Raw genomic sequence first — 16,273 nt, 5'->3', positions numbered from 1 at the left:
CCTTTCAGTTACGGTGTCCGTTAATCTAATTCAATTCGCTTGTTAAGCACCCTGTAGGAAATATCTACGAGGAAGTTAACAAAAACGAATAACATTGCTAATACAAGCACTGAGCCTTGAACAATAGGGAAGTCACGCATTCGGATGGCTTCGACTACAAATCTGCCCAGTCCGTTAATGGCAAAAACGGTCTCAGTCAGTACAGCCCCGCCAAGCAGGACACCGAATTGCAGACCAACGACAGTTACAACAGGAATAAGCGCGTTTCTTAACGCATGTTTATAGATAACATACCGTTCTTTAACTCCTTTGGCCCGTGCTGTCCGAATATAATCCTGGTGAATGACCTCAAGCATACTAGACCGTGTCATACGCGCAATAATAGCCGCGCCGGCAGTTCCCAAAGTAATAACAGGGAGAAGCAGCTGTTGAGGAGAACCCCAGCCTGAGACAGGAAGCCAGTCAAAGTTTAAAGCAAAATATTGGATAAGCATCAGGCCGAGCCAGAAGTTAGGCATCGATAAACCGAATAAAGCAAATATCATAATAAACATATCCAAAAATGAATTCCTTCTTGTGGCCGAAACAATACCGGCAATTAACCCTATAAAAATACTTAACAACGTGCTGTAAAATGCCAGTTCCACAGTAATCCAGAATCTTGCACCGATTTCACTGCTTACAGCCCGTCCGCTTCGAACGGAATTTCCAAGGTCGCCTTGAGCGGCGTCAGTAACAAATCTCGTATACTGCACATAATACGGATCGTTTAATCCGAGACGATCACGCATCTGTTCAACTTGTGCTTCATCTGCCCGTTCACCGGCAATAATTTGAGCAGGATCACCCGGTATGAGGTGCATCATAAAAAATACAACTAAAGTTACGCCTATAATAACAGGAATGGTCTGAAATAAACGTCTAATTGTGTAAACTAACAAAGGGCTTCACCTCTCTTACGATTTAATTTTTGGATCGAGAGCGTCCCGTACGCCATCACCAAATAAGTTAAAAGCTAATACAACTGCAACGATTGCCAGGCCGGGGAACAGAGCAATATGAGGATGTTCCCACATATAGTTTCTTCCCGCTGCGAGCATGGCGCCCCATTCAGGAGTAGGCGGCTGAGCCCCGAGCCCCAGGAAGGACAGTCCACTCGCTGTTAATACGGCTGTGGCTATTCTAAGTGTCGCCTGCACAATAATAGGAGACAAAATATTCGGTAATATATGTCTGAAAATAATTCGGAAATCAGAAGCACCCAATGCTCTGACTGCATCAATATACTCCAGTTTTCGAACGGCCAGGGTAGATCCTCTTACAATCCTCGCAAATACAGGTATTGAGAAAATGGCTATCGCGATAATAACATTATTAATACTTCCGCCTAATACAGCCACAATCCCGAGAGCAAGAAGGATACCAGGGAAGGCAAGAAAAACATCCATAATACGCATTAAAATAGCGTCTGTACGTTTCCCGTAATACCCGGCTATGATACCAATCAGCACTCCGACAACCATTCCAATTGCTACAGAAGAGAAGCCGATATACAAAGTGATAGACATCCCGTGGATAATCCGGGTGAAAATATCCCTGCCGTGGTGGTCGGTACCGAACCAGTGTTCAGAGGATGGTCCCTGTAAACGGCTGCTGACGTCCGGTGCGTTAGGATCCAGGCTTGTAAAATAAGGGCCAATTATGGAGACGACAATAAAGAATAAAATCAGTATACCGCCGGCCATAGCAATCCTGTTCGTTTTCAGCTTCCTCCACATCGTTTTCATATTTTCAATCTGCGGATTAATACGTTTTGTTTCTTGTGTCGACGCATTAACTGTTGTTTCTGCCATACTCTTAAACCTCTCTTTCATTTAATAGAAATACTTAAATATGAATATACAGGAAATAGTTCACAACTCTTAGTAAAAGGTGAATATTCTAAAAATTTAAGCTGCAAATACGTTTATAAAAAGCGAGTACGGGGAAATTATATCATTCTTTCAATTTTTCACAAGGTTTTTTATAATTTTAAAGAATACTATATTCATACAGTAATATGAATAAAATTATACTTTATTCGAGCCGGTCCGTCAAAACCGCTTATAATCCGATAACAGAGTATCTTTGAGTGCCAAAATAAGACAAATTCCCTTTGTCTCTTTAAAGTGGTGAAATTATATATTCCAAAAATTTAAATTTTAAGATTTTTCCGTCTTGTTTTTTTAGGACGGTTGTTGTAGTTTATAAATAGCAGTATTTTATAAAAATATATTTAAGGGGGATACAACATGTTTAAAAGTAAGTCTATTAAAGCCGGACTTTTGTCATTATCTATGCTTTTGACTTTTGCCGCATGTGCAAGTGAGCCGGATAATGACGGTGGAACAGCTGATCCGGACAACAACGGAAATAACGCCGCCGAGAATGATGGCGGTGAAGGAGAAGCAGAAGAATTAGCAGAGGGGAATGATCTTATTATCGCTACTCTTTCTGATGCTGAAGCAATGGACCCGCACGGTTCAAATGATGTGCCTTCAAGTAACGTGCAAACAAACATCTATGAATCTCTTCTTACTCAAAACGAAGAGGGAGAAGTTGAACCACTTTTAGCTACAGAGTGGGAAGCTGTTGAAGAGGATCTATGGGAGCTGACACTTCGTGAGGATGTGACATTCCACGACGGGAGTGAGTTCAACGCCGAAGTTGTTAAAGCAAACTTCGACCGTGTCCGTGATCCGGATGTGGCTTCACCGCGTGCTTTCTTATATGAAATGATCGAGGAAGTTATCGTAGTAGATGATTATACTGTCCAATTCCAGACTGAATATCCGTTCGCTCCGCTTCCTTCACACTTAGCCCATACCGGCGGCGGAATTATGAGTATGGAAAGTATTGAAGAAGACTACGCAAATATGGAGGACGGCGGTCAGCCTGGCGACCATATTAATGAAAACCCTGTTGGTACCGGCTTCTTCAAGTTTGAAAGCTGGAGCCCGGGCGATGAAGTCGTACTTACTAAAAACGAAGACTATTGGGGAGAAGAAGCAAAGGTTGATTCTGTCACCTTCAGAGTGGTTCCTGAAGACCTTACCCGTGTCGGTGAGCTGGAAACTGGCGCCGCACATATTATCTACCCGGTAAGCCCAAGTGATAAAGACCGCATTAATAATACTGATGGCATTAATGTGTATGAACAGGAAAGCTTAAGCTTATCGTACATCGGTTTTAACATGGAGAAAGAGCCGTTTGACGATCCTAAAGTCCGTCAAGCGATTTCTATGGCAATCAACAAAGACAACTTAATTGAAGGGGTTATGGAAGGTACGGCAACTCCTGCGGTAGGACCGATCGGTGAGCAGGTATTCGGCTTCACTGATGACGTTGAAGGACTTCCTTATGATCCTGAGAGAGCACAGGAACTTCTTGCTGAAGCAGGCTACGAAGATGGCTTCTCTACAACAATCTGGACAAACGACAGCCGTGAGCGTATGGACGTCGCTGAACTAGTTCAAGCGGATTTAGCTGCTATCGGTGTCGACGTGGAAATTGAAGTACTTGAGTGGGGCGCTTACCTCGATAACACAGCTGAAGGTGAACACGATATGTTTATTCTTGGCTGGGTTACTGTAACAGCTGACGCTGACTATGGTATGTATGCTTTATTCCACTCTAACAACCAAGGTTCTGCAGGTAACCGTTCATTCATGGCAAATGATGAACTGGATGACTTGTTAGACCAGGCTCGTCAGGAAGCAGACCCTGAAACACGTGAAGACCTTTATAAGCAGGCAATGGAAATCCTCGTTGAGGAAGCACCTATGCTTTACTTATACCACACAACTTATCTTGTAGGGCTTCGTGACGAAGTTGAAGGCTTCTGGAAACATCCAAACGGATTGTACCAGCTGCAAGACGTCACTATTGAAAACTAATCACTTTAAGTTCTACGTCTGGAAGCTTATGCTTCCAGGCGTTTTTTTATGTGCGGGTAATCGGAAGAAACAGTATACACTGAGCAGCCAGTCTTGTGCGCAGTTTGAATGCGAAGCGGTGCGGCCGGGAGGACTGCATCACTAGTGAGGAGAGAGGGGAAACATCAATAAAGTAGATTAAGTTTGTAAGGCCTGTCTCATATTCTGGGTATATGGGCCACTCGGGTGTCGTGCTGCTTTCGGAAGCGCATAAAATCACGGGAAGGAGTGCATCTAACAAAGAGGTTTAGACTGCCTCGCCTCATATGATAAGTCCGACGGCAAATCAGTAAGTCCATCCTCATCTTAATACGTTAAGTAAACCCTGGGAAAGGATCCAGAAACTGCATAAAATACCCCCAAAAACAGGTGCCGTGCGTTTGTGCCTCCGTTTTCTAGCCAGGTACTGCAGGACCGCACGGTGACTAAACCTCCTTAAATAGTTCTCAAAAACATCAAATACAACAGAAAGAAATTGAAGCAGCTGATTTTCTACCTCTATCTATTGCCGGGAGAAGATGAATCTAGTATACTTATTTTACATTTCTACTGATAAAACACAATTGTATTTTTAGAGAGGACAAAATTACTGTGCAGAAGGAGTTTTAGACAGATGAAAGTAGTTAAATTTGGAGGAAGCTCGCTGGCCAATGGAACTCAATTTAAGAAGGTTGCTAATATAGTTCTAGCTGATAAACAGCGTAAGGTAGTAGTTGTATCGGCCCCGGGAAAAAGAAATACGGATGATATTAAAACAACTGACTTGCTGATTACATTGGCTAATGAGGTTATCCAAGGTAACAATAAGGAAAACGCGTTATCACAAGTCGTGGAACGATTTGCAGATATTGTGGAAGAACTTAATCTGGACCGCGGATTATTATCAGAAATTGAAGGCCATTTAAAAGATTTAATTGCGTCATATAAAGATGACCCGGACAGATTATTGGACGCTTTGAAGGCGAGCGGGGAAAATCAGAATGCCAAGCTTATGGCAGCTTTTTTTAACCAGCTTGGAGAAGAGGCCCATTATGTGTCTCCGGATGAAGCAGGAATCATAGTTACAGACGAGCCGGGGAATGCGAGAATATTGCCGGAAGCATACGAGGAGCTGTCTAAATTAAGAGACCGCAGCGGTATTCTTGTGATCCCCGGGTTTTTCGGTTATTCAAAAATGGGCCATATCGTTACCTTTCCAAGAGGAGGTTCTGATATAACAGGGTCTATTGTCGCCGCAGGGACTGAAGCGGAAGTTTACGAGAACTTCACCGATGTTGATTCGATTTACAGTGTGAACCCAAATTTAGTAGAGTATCCAAAAGAGATGAAAGAGATAACTTACCGGGAGATGCGGGAGCTCGCCTATTCAGGCTTTTCAGTTTTTCATGATGAGGCCCTGCAGCCTGTCGTAAAGAAAAAAATTCCGGTCTGTGTTAAGAATACTAACCATCCGGAAGCTGAAGGGACAAGAATCGTCTCTGATCGTTCCCATGAAGGTTTGCCGGTAGTAGGAATTGCAAGCGATAAAGGATTTCTAAGTATTAACCTTACAAAGTATTTAATGAACAGGGAAGTAGGCTTCGGAAGGCATCTACTGGAAATACTGGAAGGAGAAGGGGTCTCTTTTGAGCACACACCTTCGGGCATTGACAATATGTCAGTTATCTTGCGGGACCACCAGTTGAAGAACGGCAAGGAAGAAAGGATTCTCCATAGGATCCGGACTGAACTGTCCGTTGAAGATGTACAGGTAGAACGTGACCTGGCAATGGTAATGGTAGTTGGTGAAGGGATGTACCAGACGGTAGGCGTTGCCTCGATGGCTACAGCCGCATTATCGGAAGCAGGAGTTAATATTAAAATGATAAACCAAGGATCATCCGAAGTAAGCATGATGTTCGGAGTTGATGCAGATAAGGCAGACTTGGCGGTTCATAGTCTGTACCATGCGTACTTCACTCCGGTGAAACAGTAACAAGCAATAAAAGGATCTGCCCTTAAAAGTTTAACTTTTTAGGGCAGATCCTTTTTAAATGCCTGGCGGAAACGAGCCGCTCAGACCCTCATGCAAGAACCTATTAACCTATTTTCTTCCAAAATACAGTAAACCGAAAATTAACCAGAAAAGCGTGACAATAGTAGATAAAATAAGGATAGCTGTCGGGCCGAACTGGAAAATCAGCGGCAGGGATGCTGCCGTAAAGAGACCGCCGCCTACAAACGGTTCAAATAAAATCTGTTTATACCCGAACCCTTCAAGAGCAGGCGTTTTGTTTTCCGGATCAGCGACTTTCATTAATAAAAGCCCCGTAGCCGTAATACCTGTTGCCTGCCCAAAATCCCCTATTCCACGCTCAAACCAGTAAGAGGGGATCATTTTAGGAGCAAGTACAAGGAAAGCAAAGACGTTCCAGATGATACCTGCTACCGCTAAAGAGACGAATGCGACAATATTTTCTCCGATCACGGCTAAAGAAATAGTCGCTAACGCACTGATGATCAGGACATCAAGCGAGAATCCGCCGATCCGGTTAATCATCTTCCGGTCGATAATCCTGAATTTGTCGAATTTATCCGAGAAGCCCTGGGTAATAATTCCTCCTGCCATGGCAAGGGGGAATAACGGCACATAAATCATTAAGTAAGTGTCTGTCCATGCTCCCCATGTAAAAGCTTCCAGAAGAATAAGGCCTTCAAGCAGGAGCCAGCCGATCAGAATAGCAATTCCTACATAGGCAAGATGAAGAGATAAAGGTTCAATTGATTCCGGGCGTGTCGTCATATCAGCGCCGGAGTCACGGTTGTCTAATTCTACAATCCCGTTTCGGCCGGCACTGGAGAACTTAGCCGCTCCGCCGACGTGTTTAGCCCGTCCTGAGCGTGCCCCCCAGTTAATGAGCACAATACCAACGATAACACCGGTAAGAATACCGACCGTTGCCAGACCTACAGCGAGGTCTTGTCCTTCTTCAAATCCTAATTCAGCGAACGTGCCCCCGAGGCCGGCTGCCGTTCCGTGACCGCCGACAAAACTGATCTCGATCAGTGCGCCAGCTAAAGGGTTTACGCCAAAGAAGGGCGTCAAAACAAGCAGTACGAGCAGAAGGCCAATCACATACTGACCCCAGGAAACCATTTGACCCATGGCCACCTGGGGACCCCCGATGTGCCATACTTTACTTAAACTTGGCAAAGATTTACCAAGGAACAACGTAGCGAAGACAATATTAATAAATAACCCGGGCAGTGTTCCCCATACTTCAAGGGTTGCTGCATTGATCAGCCCTTGGGTAAATATATTATCCTCTGCGGTGAATAACCCGACTATCCGCCCAAGCACTTCTGGACCGACCAGTAAGGCAATAATCCCTGCAATAATAGATGATGGTAAAAAAAGCTGTTGTAATAATGGGGTATAAACCCGGATCCATTTTCCAATAACGATAAAAAGACCCAAAATAATAAAAGCAAAACCAATTTGTTCAGCAGTCATTCTATTTCCCTCCTTAGGGTGATAGTACCCAAAAACAAGGAAGCAGAAGACAGATTAAGAGATTTTTACACACAATTTTAGTCTTGTTTTATAAAAACAGACACCGTACCGCCTATCACTGGGAAATCACCGTAGCCTTCTGAATCAATATGGACCGCATCCGGAATATTGCCGGTCATATCTGTCCACACTTCTCCAGCCCGGTGTTCCCCTGTAAACATTTCCTTATGGCCGTCATCACCATTGGATAAGACGACCGCACATCCTGAACCAGGAATGTCCAAATCGCCGAGCCTAACCCAGCCAATCGTATTGCCATGATCAAAATAATCATGCTGCTCTCCATACGCGTATCGGTACCGGGCATCCATTAAAGGATCAAGAAGCTCTTTTTTTCCGGCAATAGGATGGTCGCCGTTTATTCCAACGTAATCCCCGTAAAACACGCACGGAAACCCGTCCAGGCGTAAGAGGATAAGAGCATAGGCAAGAGGTTTAAACCAGTCTTCAACCCACGATTCAAGAGCTTCATGAGGCTGTGAGTCATGGTTGTCCACGAAAGTGACAGCATGGTCGGGGTGCGTCCCGACCAGAGTATTTTCAAAAATTCGGCTTAAATCATAATCTCTTCCTGCATGTGAAGCTTCATGAAAGTTATAGTGGAGAGGGACATCGAACAGGTCAATTTGATAATCTACGATATCCAGATAATTCTGGCAAGCCTCCAAATCCGGATTCCAGAATTCCCCTACCAAATAAAAATCATCTCCAAACTCCTCACGCATTTCAGCGACAAAGTCAGCTATGAATTCATGGTTTATGTGTTTAATGGCGTCAAGACGGTATCCGTCAGCACGTGTGGTTTCGGCAAACCACTTCCCCCAGTACATCATTTCATCTCTTACTTCAGGGTGATAATAATCAATATTAGCGAACATTAAATAGTCATAATTGCCGAACTCATCATCGACCTGCTCGTTCCAATGCTTATGGTCGCCTAGAATCCTGTACACCCCGGTTTCGTCTTCTGCATCGTTATAATCAGTCCCATTAAAGTGATAGAAATGCCAGGTGAAAGCTGAATACTCCCCCTGACGGCCGGGGAAGTGAAACCTCGTCCATCCTTCAATTTCAAACGGGTCCGAAATTTCTTCATAGCGGTTGTCGGGATGGACTTCAATGACGTGGAAAATTTCAGTTTCGTCAGCGCCAGCCTTATGATTCATAACCACATCGGCATATACGCTGATCCCTTCCTCGTGACAGGCGTCTATGCCTTTAAGCAGTTCATCTTTAGTTCCGTATTTCGTTCTGACGGTCCCTTTCTGATCAAACTCTCCTAAATCATATCCGTCATAAATCCCATAGCCGTTATCAGCCTGCGTGATTGCTTTTGCAGCAGGGGGGATCCATACAGAATCTATTCCATGCTTCTTTAGTTCTGGAGCAAGCATTGCGAGCCTGTTCCAGTGATCCCCGTCATTAGCGAGGTGCCACTCAAAGAACTGCATCATCGTACGATTACGCTCTGTCATAGTCTATCACCTGTTTCGTTTTATTTTAAAACATATACAATGGACTTTTTTAAAGCAAAGTACTAAAGTGAAAAGGCGATAGAAGCACGTCTAATCCTTTGGCTCACAAAAGGGGCTATTCCCATTCGAAAGGTGTCTGCTGGTACACGTAATAATTGAGCCAGTTCGAAAAGAGCAGGTGAGCATGGGAGCGCCATCTGTTAAGCGGCTCTTCGTTAGGGTCATTATTCGGGAAATAATGGGCTGGAATACGTACGCTTAACCCGCGGTCCAAATCCCGCTCATATTCTTCTTTAAGCGTGGTTGTATCGTATTCCAAGTGACCGGTAGCCATAATATGCTTGCCGTCCTTCGACATAATCAGGAAAGGACCTGCTTCTTTTGAAGAGGCGAGAAGTACCAGTTCTTCATGGTCACGCAGTTCTTCTTCTGGAAGGTTAGTGTAACGGGAATGGGGCGCAATAAATTCATCATCAAATCCTCTGAGGAGTTCAATATGCTTGTCACCGTTATAAATGCGATGGCGGAAAATGCCTGAACATTTTTCACGCAGTGGAAACTTATTAATTCCAAAATGATGGTAAAGTGCAGCCTGGGCTCCCCAGCAAATATGCAAAATGGATGTGACGTGCTCATCTGCCCAATCCATGATTTCTGTCATCTCTTCCCAATATTTCACTTCCTCAAACTGAAAGTGTTCAATTGGTGCCCCGGTAATGATCATTCCGTCAAATTTCCGGTGACGGATGCTGGAAAAGTCAGCATAAAACTCTTCCATATGGGACTGGCTGACATTTTTTGGCGCATATGTCACTGTTTTAAGAAAGGTAATATTTACCTGTAGGGGGGAGTTCCCCAAGAGCCGCAGCAGATGGGCCTCAGTCTTCTGCTTTTCAGGCATAAGGTTAAGGATGACGATATTTAAAGGACGAATATCCTGTGTAACTGCCCGTTCATCATCCATAATGAATATATTCTCTTTTTCAAGGACTTTTCCGGCCGGCAGTTGTTTTGGTATATTAATTGGCATTGGGAACACCTCCTGCACATGTTTGAACGTTTAGAATTTTCATAAACATTATTATAACAGTTGAAACAAAATCTACAATGGTTTTTGCCTGAAAGACCACATGAAGTCTTGCCTCATGTGAGGAAATTCACTTATAATGAGGGCATTGCATCAGAGGAGAGGAGAAGGTGAGGAAATTAATGGGACAAAAACTGATTTTTTTTGATATTGACGGGACCTTGCTCGACCATGATAAGGCGTTGCCTGCAACAACAGAACAGGCGGTAAAACAGCTGAAAAACGAGGGGCATTATGTGGCTATAGCTACTGGAAGGGCGCCTTTTATGTATAAAAGGCTGCGCGAGAAGCTCGGAATCTATACTTTTATAAGCTTTAACGGCCAGTACGTGGCATTAGAGGGCGATCCTATTGTAAGAAATCCTCTAAACAAGAAGGAATTAGCCCGTTTTACTGAGGCAGCGGTAGAGAGTGACCACCCTGTTGTTTATATGGATCATGAAGATATGAAAGCCAATATCCCTTACCACCCTCATATTGAAACGAGTATTGGCTCTCTGAAGTTTGAACATCCTGCTTACGATCCGGCCTACTTAGAAGAACGGGAAATATACCAGGCGTTATTATTTTGTACAGCAGATGAGCAGCAGCCTTATGAGGAAAGGTTTGAAGCGTTTGATTTCATCCGCTGGCATGAATTCTCGACGGATGTTCTGCCTTCGGGAGGTTCGAAAGCGAAAGGTATTGAAGCTGTGATGAATCGACTGAACATGAAAAGAGAAGATGTGTATGTTTTCGGTGACGGTCCAAACGATTTAGAAATGCTTCAATTTACAGATAACAGTGTGGCCATGGGAAATGCTTTGCCGGAAGTGAAGAAAGCGGCAGGATTTGTAACAAAAGATGTAGATGATGATGGCATTGTACATGGTTTAAAACATATGGGGTTATTATAATTTAAGTCTGCTGCTTCCTCTGTGAAGCAGCTTATTTTTTTGGTTTGTCCCTGTTAATTATCATTACATTCTCCATCCAGGGGAAGAGGGCCGATGTGTCATTTTAAATGGATTTGTCAGTCCTCTGGGGGCTTTCATGGAGACTCAGGCCAATCGTCAGGATAAAAGCCCCCGGAAGCTGTGTCTGGCATCCGGGGGCAAAATGTTTTAAGCGGACCTCGTCGTACACATCTAATTAAGAAGAAGGTGCGCCGGCAGGCTTTTTTCTCATCGGCCGGTCCTGGGCGTAAAGCTGGGCATCTGCTGATTTTCCAGAAATTATTTTTTCCGTAATCAGTTTTGCGAGAATCATGCTGTAAACCGTACCGTTATCTCCGAATCCAAAGAGGAAGAAGGTATGGGGGAATTCAGGGTACTCGCCAATAATTGGAAGACCGTCATGGGTTCCTCCGTAAAAAGCTGCCGAGTAATAATCCGGCTCCACATGAATTGAAGGGAAGTACCTGTTAAATTCTTCAATAAGAAGATCCCGCTTATTAATAAGTTTACTGTCCCGTACCTCAGGATAATTGGTTGTTTCGTCCAGACCTCCGATAATTACCCGGTTATCGGCGGTTGTCCTGATAAACGTATATGGACGGGCTGTTTCCCAGATGAGGGACCGTTCATGCCACCCTGAAAAGTCTGCGATGGGCTTTGTAGTGACAGTGTAAGTACTGACGAAGGCCGTGTTCTTTTCTTTTTTAATATCAGTGCCTTCATACCCTGAGGAAATAATCACCTTTTTTGCATGAATAAAGTACCCGTTTTTAGTCCTGACAGTCACTTTGTCAGCTTTATGTTCCATCCCGTTTACTTCTGTTTTTTCAAAAATGGCGGTGCCTTTCCGGAAGGCATATTGAAACAGGCTGTGGGTAAACTTAAACGGGTTAAGTTCCCCGTCTCCGTATGAATAAATGGCCGAATCCCTAGAAAAAGGGTATTTGTCTGATATGTCTTTTTTAAGCCAGAAATCGAGCGGAAAACCGTGTTTCTTCAGCAGGTCTGCTTCCTTCTTTAACCTTGGGGTATCCTTTTCGGCACTTGCAAGGTAGAGGCTGTTACGCCGTTTAAAATCGAAAGGGGCGGGGCACATAGTCTGCGCCTCTTCGATCTCGTTTATAGCATCGCGGCAAAGCTGAAGATGGCGGGCAATATAGTCTGTATCAAATGCATTAATTAAATCCCCGAACAGTCTTTCTCCCGCATACTGGATTAAGGCAGTATTAGCCGCCGTACTCCCGTGGCCGATTCTGTTTTTCTCAACCACAACAACATCCAGGCGTTTATCAGCGAGATAATACGCGCACTGAGCCCCCGAAGAACCGCCTCCAATAACCAGCACATCGCAATTTAAATCCTCACCCAATTCAGAGTAGGACGGCGCGTCCGGCATAGTTTCAGGCCAGTAATACGTTCCCGACTGAAGATTCATAAACAACTCACTCCTTTCGTCTCAGTTTAGTATGTGTAAAAAAATGGGGGGACTGTCCCCCCATTTTTTGGAATAAAAGTTTTCCTTTCTAATTTGGAGGATTTATTATATAATATTGGGTGGACCTTTTACATAAAGTCATCCGGCTCCGTAGCTCAGTGGATAGAGCGTAGGTTTCCTAAACCTTGCGTCGCAGGTTCGATTCCTGCCGGGGCCGCCATCATTTAAATACATAATAAAAACCTCGACAGCACACTGCTGATCGAGGTTTTCTTATTAAATGCGTTATGAATGGTGCTCTTCTGTCTGCCGCAGCTTACAGCTGGTTTGAAGAGACAGCGTGGGCAGAGACAACGACACCGTCCCGGTCGACTTCAAGCAGCTCTACCGAGTGTGAAGGGAAATGCCCTCTGAGCTGCAGCCTCACTTCTTTGCCGTATCCGCGCGGTACAAAAAACAGGACGATCGGACCGGCACCGCTTAGAGTAGCTCCATAGACAGGGAGCTCTCCGGTTAGTTCTGCCGCTTTCTGCCATTCAGGGATATGCGGCATCCTGAAAGGAAGATGGAACAGATCTTTTGTCATCATCTTTCCTGCCAGCTCCCAGTTCCCCTGCAGAATGGCTGCTACGAGAACGTTGCTGATACTGCTGGCTTCCACCGCATCCCGGTAAGAGAACTCTTTTGGAAGCGTATCGCGGGATTCTTTTGTGCTCAGCTCATAGTCCGGAATAACTGCGACCAGATCGATATCCGGTGTGCCTGCCAGAACAATATCTGTCTCTTCGTCACGGTGGCTCCCGATAATCAGGCCGCCGTAAACAGACGGTGCGACATTATCCGGGTGGCCTTCATATTGGCTGGCCCAGCGTGCTTTTTCATCAGCCGGCAACTCCAGCCCGAGCAGCTGATTGGCCAGCTCGATTCCAGCCACAATAGCGGTGGCGCTGCTGCCAAAGCCACGGGAGAGAGGGATGTCACTGTCCATTTTCACATGGGCCGAAGGAAGATCTTCCCCGTATTCGTCCGCGATCCAGTCAGCTATTTTAAAAATTAAATTATCCTTACCAGCAGGAATTCCTTCAAGATTATCTGATTGGGCTTCAAAACGCCATGTGTCTCCCGGTTCCACTGTCAACATTAAATACCTGTTCAGTGCCATGCCAACAGAATCAAATCCGGGACCTAAATTGGCCGTACTGGCCGGCACACGGATCGTGAAAGGTGAGTTACTCATTGCTTCACACGCCCTAACATATGGTCGATAACCACAGACTCCTCGTTCGGAAGTGCCACAGGCTTGACTGGAGCAGTATCAATCGCCGTATTTGGATCTTTCAGTCCGTTACCCGTTAAGACAGCCACGACACGTGAGCCTTTTTTGATTTCACCTGTGGCCAGCTGCTTCCTTAAGCCTGCGATCGAAGCGGCTGAGGCCGGTTCAGCAAATACACCTTCTTCACGGGCTAAAAGCTTATAAGCATCAACAATTTCTTCATCTGTGACATAATCAATTTTTCCGGCAGATTCTTCAGCGGCCTTCACGGCTTTATCCCAGCTTGCCGGGTTGCCGATTCTGATAGCGGTAGCGACTGTTTCAGGGGAGTCAATCACCTTATTTTTCACGATAGCTGCGGCGCCTTCAGCTTCAAAGCCCCGCATTTGAGGGAGGCCGGTCCCTTTCTCAGCGTGATATTCGGAGAATCCTTTCCAGTAAGCTGTGATGTTCCCTGCGTTTCCGACGGGAATGGACAGCACATCAGGCGCTGCACCGAGTGCATCGCAAATTTCAAAAGCTGCTGTTTTCTGGCCCTCTATCCGGTAGGGGTTTACCGAGTTTACGAGTGTAATGGGTGATTGCTCTGCAAGACTGCGCACCATCTGCAGAGCGTTATCGAAATTACCTTCAATGCTGAAGATCTCGGCCCCGTAAACAACTGCCTGGGCGAGTTTGCCCATGGCAATTTTACCTTCGGGGATAACTATGAGACAGCGCATATTTGCCTGCGCTGCATAGGCGGCTGCAGCAGCGGAAGTATTGCCTGTAGAAGCGCACATAATCGCCTCACTGCCGGCTTCCTTGGCTTTTGCCACTGCCATAACCATGCCGCGGTCTTTGAATGAACCGGTCGGATTAGCACCGTCGTATTTCACGTGCAGGTCAATATCCAGTTTTTCCGAGAGGTTTTTAAGCGGCAAAAGGGGTGTATTCCCTTCCTGCAGTGACAGCATAGGTGTTTTTTCATTAACAGGTAAATATGATTTATATTCTTCTAATAGTCCACGCCACATCATTTTTTAATTTCCCCTTCCACACGGTAGCTGCTTTTAACTTCTACCACGACATCCGTGTCGTTTAGTTTTTCAAGCACAGTTTCGTAGTTCTTCTTTGACACCCCATGAGTGACTAGAATAATTTCCGCCAGTTTCCCGTCGTTAAGAGGAACTTGCAGGATCTTTTCCAGGCTCACACCATATTCATCAAACAGTGAAGTGAGAGCTGAGAAGGTGCCGGGCACATCCTTCGCGTGAATACGCAGGAAGTATTTTGAAAAAATCTCTTCGTCTTTTTTCAGTTTTTTATCGAACTGGGGAATAACGACGCTGTTTCCGTTCACGCCGAGCCGTTTATTCTTTAAAACTTCAACAAGGTCGGACACTACTGCTGTAGCTGTTGGCAGCTGTCCTGCTCCGGCGCCGTAGAACATTGTCTCGCCAACGGCTTCACCGTAAACATAGACAGCATTGTATTCATCATCAACGCCTGCTAACGGGTGATCATGAGGAACAAGTGCCGGCTGGACACTTACTTCCACTTTGTCCTCACAGCGGTTCGCTATGCCGACAAGCTTCATTGTGTAGCCCAGCTGATCGCCGTAAGACAAGTCTTCGCTCGTAACATCAGTTATTCCCTTTACATCTACATCATCAAGATTAAGGTTCATAGAGAAGCCAAGCGTTCCGAGAATAGATATTTTACGGGCCGCATCCAGGCCTTCTACATCTGCAGTCGGGTCTGCTTCAGCGTAGCCAAGCGCCTGAGCTTCTTTAAGCACTTCGTTATAGACGCGTCCTTCTTTTGACATTTTTGTCAAAATGTAATTTGTTGTGCCATTCACAATTCCCATCATTTTTGTAATCCGGTCGGAAGCAAGCCCTTCAACAAGCGTACGGAGGATAGGGATACCACCAGCCACACTCGCTTCATAAAATAAATCACAGTCTTGTTTATCAGCTAATTCAAGAAGTTCGCTTCCGTGGACTGCCATAAGGTCTTTGTTGGCTGTAACCACATGTTTCCGGTTTTCCAGAGCATGTCTGATATAGCTTTTAGCATCATCAATTCCGCCCATAACTTCGACCACCACGTCGATGTCCGGATCGTCAAGGATTTCCTGAGGATCCACTGTCAGCTGGCCGGATTCCACATTAACGTCCCGTTTCTTTTCTAAATTACTGACGAGAATTTTTTTTACATTAACCGCACAGCCAAGCTGATGCGCTAATTTATCCTGATGGTCCTGGATAATTTGCAGGACACCCGTCCCGACTGTCCCAAAACCAAGTAAGCCTACATTCATTTCTTTTCTCATATGACACTCCCCCTTGAAAACGTCTTCTTTTAAAGTACATTTGTATTTGTATACAGGACATTATAGAGAGGTTTTGGAGCTAATACAACAGTTTTAATCTAAAAAATCATTAAAAAGTTCATAATTGAACGTGTTTGCGCTTTCATTCTGGAATATCTGAATTCCTGTGATATTATTAAATAGAAATTATTTCTATTTTCGAAATAAAGGAGCGGATAAGT

The 16,273-nt window shown here is 44.9% G+C and carries 12 protein-coding genes and 1 tRNA gene; 4 read left to right on the top strand and 9 right to left on the bottom strand.

Going from position 1 to position 16,273, the window contains the following annotated elements:
* Positions 1 to 20: 20 nt before the first annotated feature.
* Positions 21 to 941 carry a nickel ABC transporter permease gene (gene nikB / locus BMW59_RS19610; RefSeq protein WP_093055723.1) on the bottom strand — a complete coding sequence of 307 codons (921 nt, stop codon included), beginning with the start codon at positions 939 to 941 and terminating at the stop codon, positions 21 to 23.
* Positions 942 to 956: 15 nt separating this feature from the next.
* Positions 957 to 1,853 carry a nickel transporter permease gene (nikC, locus tag BMW59_RS19605; RefSeq protein ID WP_093055721.1) on the bottom strand — a complete coding sequence of 299 codons (897 nt, stop codon included), beginning with the start codon at positions 1,851 to 1,853 and terminating at the stop codon, positions 957 to 959.
* Between the two features lie 438 nt (positions 1,854 to 2,291).
* On the opposite strand from nikC, the gene BMW59_RS19600 reads away from it, so the two are divergent.
* Positions 2,292 to 3,935, top strand: a complete 1,644-nt coding sequence (locus BMW59_RS19600; protein WP_093055719.1) for a glutathione ABC transporter substrate-binding protein — start codon at positions 2,292 to 2,294, stop codon at positions 3,933 to 3,935.
* Between the two features lie 652 nt (positions 3,936 to 4,587).
* Complete coding sequence (locus BMW59_RS19595; protein ID WP_093055718.1) at positions 4,588 to 5,949, top strand: aspartate kinase; 1,362 nt, start codon at positions 4,588 to 4,590, stop codon at positions 5,947 to 5,949.
* A gap of 108 nt (positions 5,950 to 6,057) precedes the next feature.
* On the opposite strand, the gene BMW59_RS19590 is transcribed toward BMW59_RS19595, so the two are convergent.
* From BMW59_RS19590 to metA, 3 genes are all read right to left on the bottom strand, one after another.
* Positions 6,058 to 7,467, bottom strand: coding sequence for a sodium/glutamate symporter (locus BMW59_RS19590; RefSeq protein WP_093055716.1), 1,410 nt, complete (start codon positions 7,465 to 7,467; stop codon positions 6,058 to 6,060).
* Positions 7,468 to 7,544: 77 nt separating this feature from the next.
* Positions 7,545 to 9,002, bottom strand: a complete 1,458-nt coding sequence (locus BMW59_RS19585) for an alpha-amylase (RefSeq protein ID WP_093055714.1) — start codon at positions 9,000 to 9,002, stop codon at positions 7,545 to 7,547.
* 115 nt (positions 9,003 to 9,117) lie between these two features.
* Positions 9,118 to 10,032, bottom strand: a complete 915-nt coding sequence (gene metA, locus BMW59_RS19580; RefSeq protein WP_093055712.1) for a homoserine O-acetyltransferase MetA — start codon at positions 10,030 to 10,032, stop codon at positions 9,118 to 9,120.
* 179 nt (positions 10,033 to 10,211) lie between these two features.
* Here metA and BMW59_RS19575 point away from each other — a divergent pair, with 179 nt between their 5' ends.
* Positions 10,212 to 10,985: a Cof-type HAD-IIB family hydrolase gene (locus BMW59_RS19575; protein ID WP_093055771.1), complete on the top strand. Its 774-nt coding sequence runs from the start codon at positions 10,212 to 10,214 to the stop codon at positions 10,983 to 10,985.
* Between the two features lie 235 nt (positions 10,986 to 11,220).
* Here the strand turns inward: BMW59_RS19575 and BMW59_RS19570 are convergent, their stop codons facing one another.
* Complete coding sequence (locus tag BMW59_RS19570; RefSeq protein WP_093055710.1) at positions 11,221 to 12,459, bottom strand: NAD(P)/FAD-dependent oxidoreductase; 1,239 nt, start codon at positions 12,457 to 12,459, stop codon at positions 11,221 to 11,223.
* A gap of 144 nt (positions 12,460 to 12,603) precedes the next feature.
* On the opposite strand from BMW59_RS19570, the gene BMW59_RS19565 reads away from it, so the two are divergent.
* Positions 12,604 to 12,679, top strand: a tRNA-Arg gene (locus tag BMW59_RS19565).
* A 96-nt stretch (positions 12,680 to 12,775) separates the two neighbouring features.
* Here BMW59_RS19565 and thrB read toward each other — a convergent pair.
* The 3 genes from thrB to BMW59_RS19550 are packed head-to-tail and all read right to left on the bottom strand — an operon-like array spanning position 12,776 to position 16,052.
* Positions 12,776 to 13,696, bottom strand: coding sequence for a homoserine kinase (thrB, locus tag BMW59_RS19560; RefSeq protein WP_093055708.1), 921 nt, complete (start codon positions 13,694 to 13,696; stop codon positions 12,776 to 12,778).
* A complete protein-coding gene (gene thrC / locus BMW59_RS19555; protein WP_177174447.1) occupies positions 13,693 to 14,751 on the bottom strand; it encodes a threonine synthase in 1,059 nt (352 codons plus the stop codon). Before thrC ends, thrB begins: the two co-directional genes overlap by 4 nt.
* The gene (locus tag BMW59_RS19550; protein WP_093055704.1) at positions 14,751 to 16,052 is read right to left on the bottom strand and encodes a homoserine dehydrogenase; all 1,302 of its coding nucleotides are present in this window, start codon (positions 16,050 to 16,052) and stop codon (positions 14,751 to 14,753) included. Before BMW59_RS19550 ends, thrC begins: the two co-directional genes overlap by 1 nt.
* Between the last annotated feature and the right edge of the window lie 221 nt (positions 16,053 to 16,273).

The organism is Salipaludibacillus aurantiacus, assembly GCF_900111295.1.
In the GTDB taxonomy this organism is placed as follows: domain Bacteria; phylum Bacillota; class Bacilli; order Bacillales; family Salisediminibacteriaceae; genus Salipaludibacillus; species Salipaludibacillus aurantiacus.
This window is presented reverse-complemented; position numbering and strand designations above follow the sequence as displayed.

What these genes read in the sequence shown, in the direction of transcription:
- nikC (WP_093055721.1), bottom strand. Translation starts at nt 1,853, where the DNA reads ATGGCAGAAACAACAGTTAATGCGTCGACACAAGAAACAAAACGTATT.
- BMW59_RS19600 (WP_093055719.1), top strand. Translation starts at nt 2,292, where the DNA reads ATGTTTAAAAGTAAGTCTATTAAAGCCGGACTTTTGTCATTATCTATG.
- BMW59_RS19595 (WP_093055718.1), top strand. Translation starts at nt 4,588, where the DNA reads ATGAAAGTAGTTAAATTTGGAGGAAGCTCGCTGGCCAATGGAACTCAA.
- BMW59_RS19590 (WP_093055716.1), bottom strand. Translation starts at nt 7,467, where the DNA reads ATGACTGCTGAACAAATTGGTTTTGCTTTTATTATTTTGGGTCTTTTT.
- BMW59_RS19585 (WP_093055714.1), bottom strand. Translation starts at nt 9,002, where the DNA reads ATGACAGAGCGTAATCGTACGATGATGCAGTTCTTTGAGTGGCACCTC.
- metA (WP_093055712.1), bottom strand. Translation starts at nt 10,032, where the DNA reads ATGCCAATTAATATACCAAAACAACTGCCGGCCGGAAAAGTCCTTGAA.
- BMW59_RS19575 (WP_093055771.1), top strand. Translation starts at nt 10,212, where the DNA reads ATGGGACAAAAACTGATTTTTTTTGATATTGACGGGACCTTGCTCGAC.
- BMW59_RS19570 (WP_093055710.1), bottom strand. Translation starts at nt 12,459, where the DNA reads ATGAATCTTCAGTCGGGAACGTATTACTGGCCTGAAACTATGCCGGAC.
- thrB (WP_093055708.1), bottom strand. Translation starts at nt 13,696, where the DNA reads ATGAGTAACTCACCTTTCACGATCCGTGTGCCGGCCAGTACGGCCAAT.
- thrC (WP_177174447.1), bottom strand. Translation starts at nt 14,751, where the DNA reads ATGTGGCGTGGACTATTAGAAGAATATAAATCATATTTACCTGTTAAT.
- BMW59_RS19550 (WP_093055704.1), bottom strand. Translation starts at nt 16,052, where the DNA reads ATGAGAAAAGAAATGAATGTAGGCTTACTTGGTTTTGGGACAGTCGGG.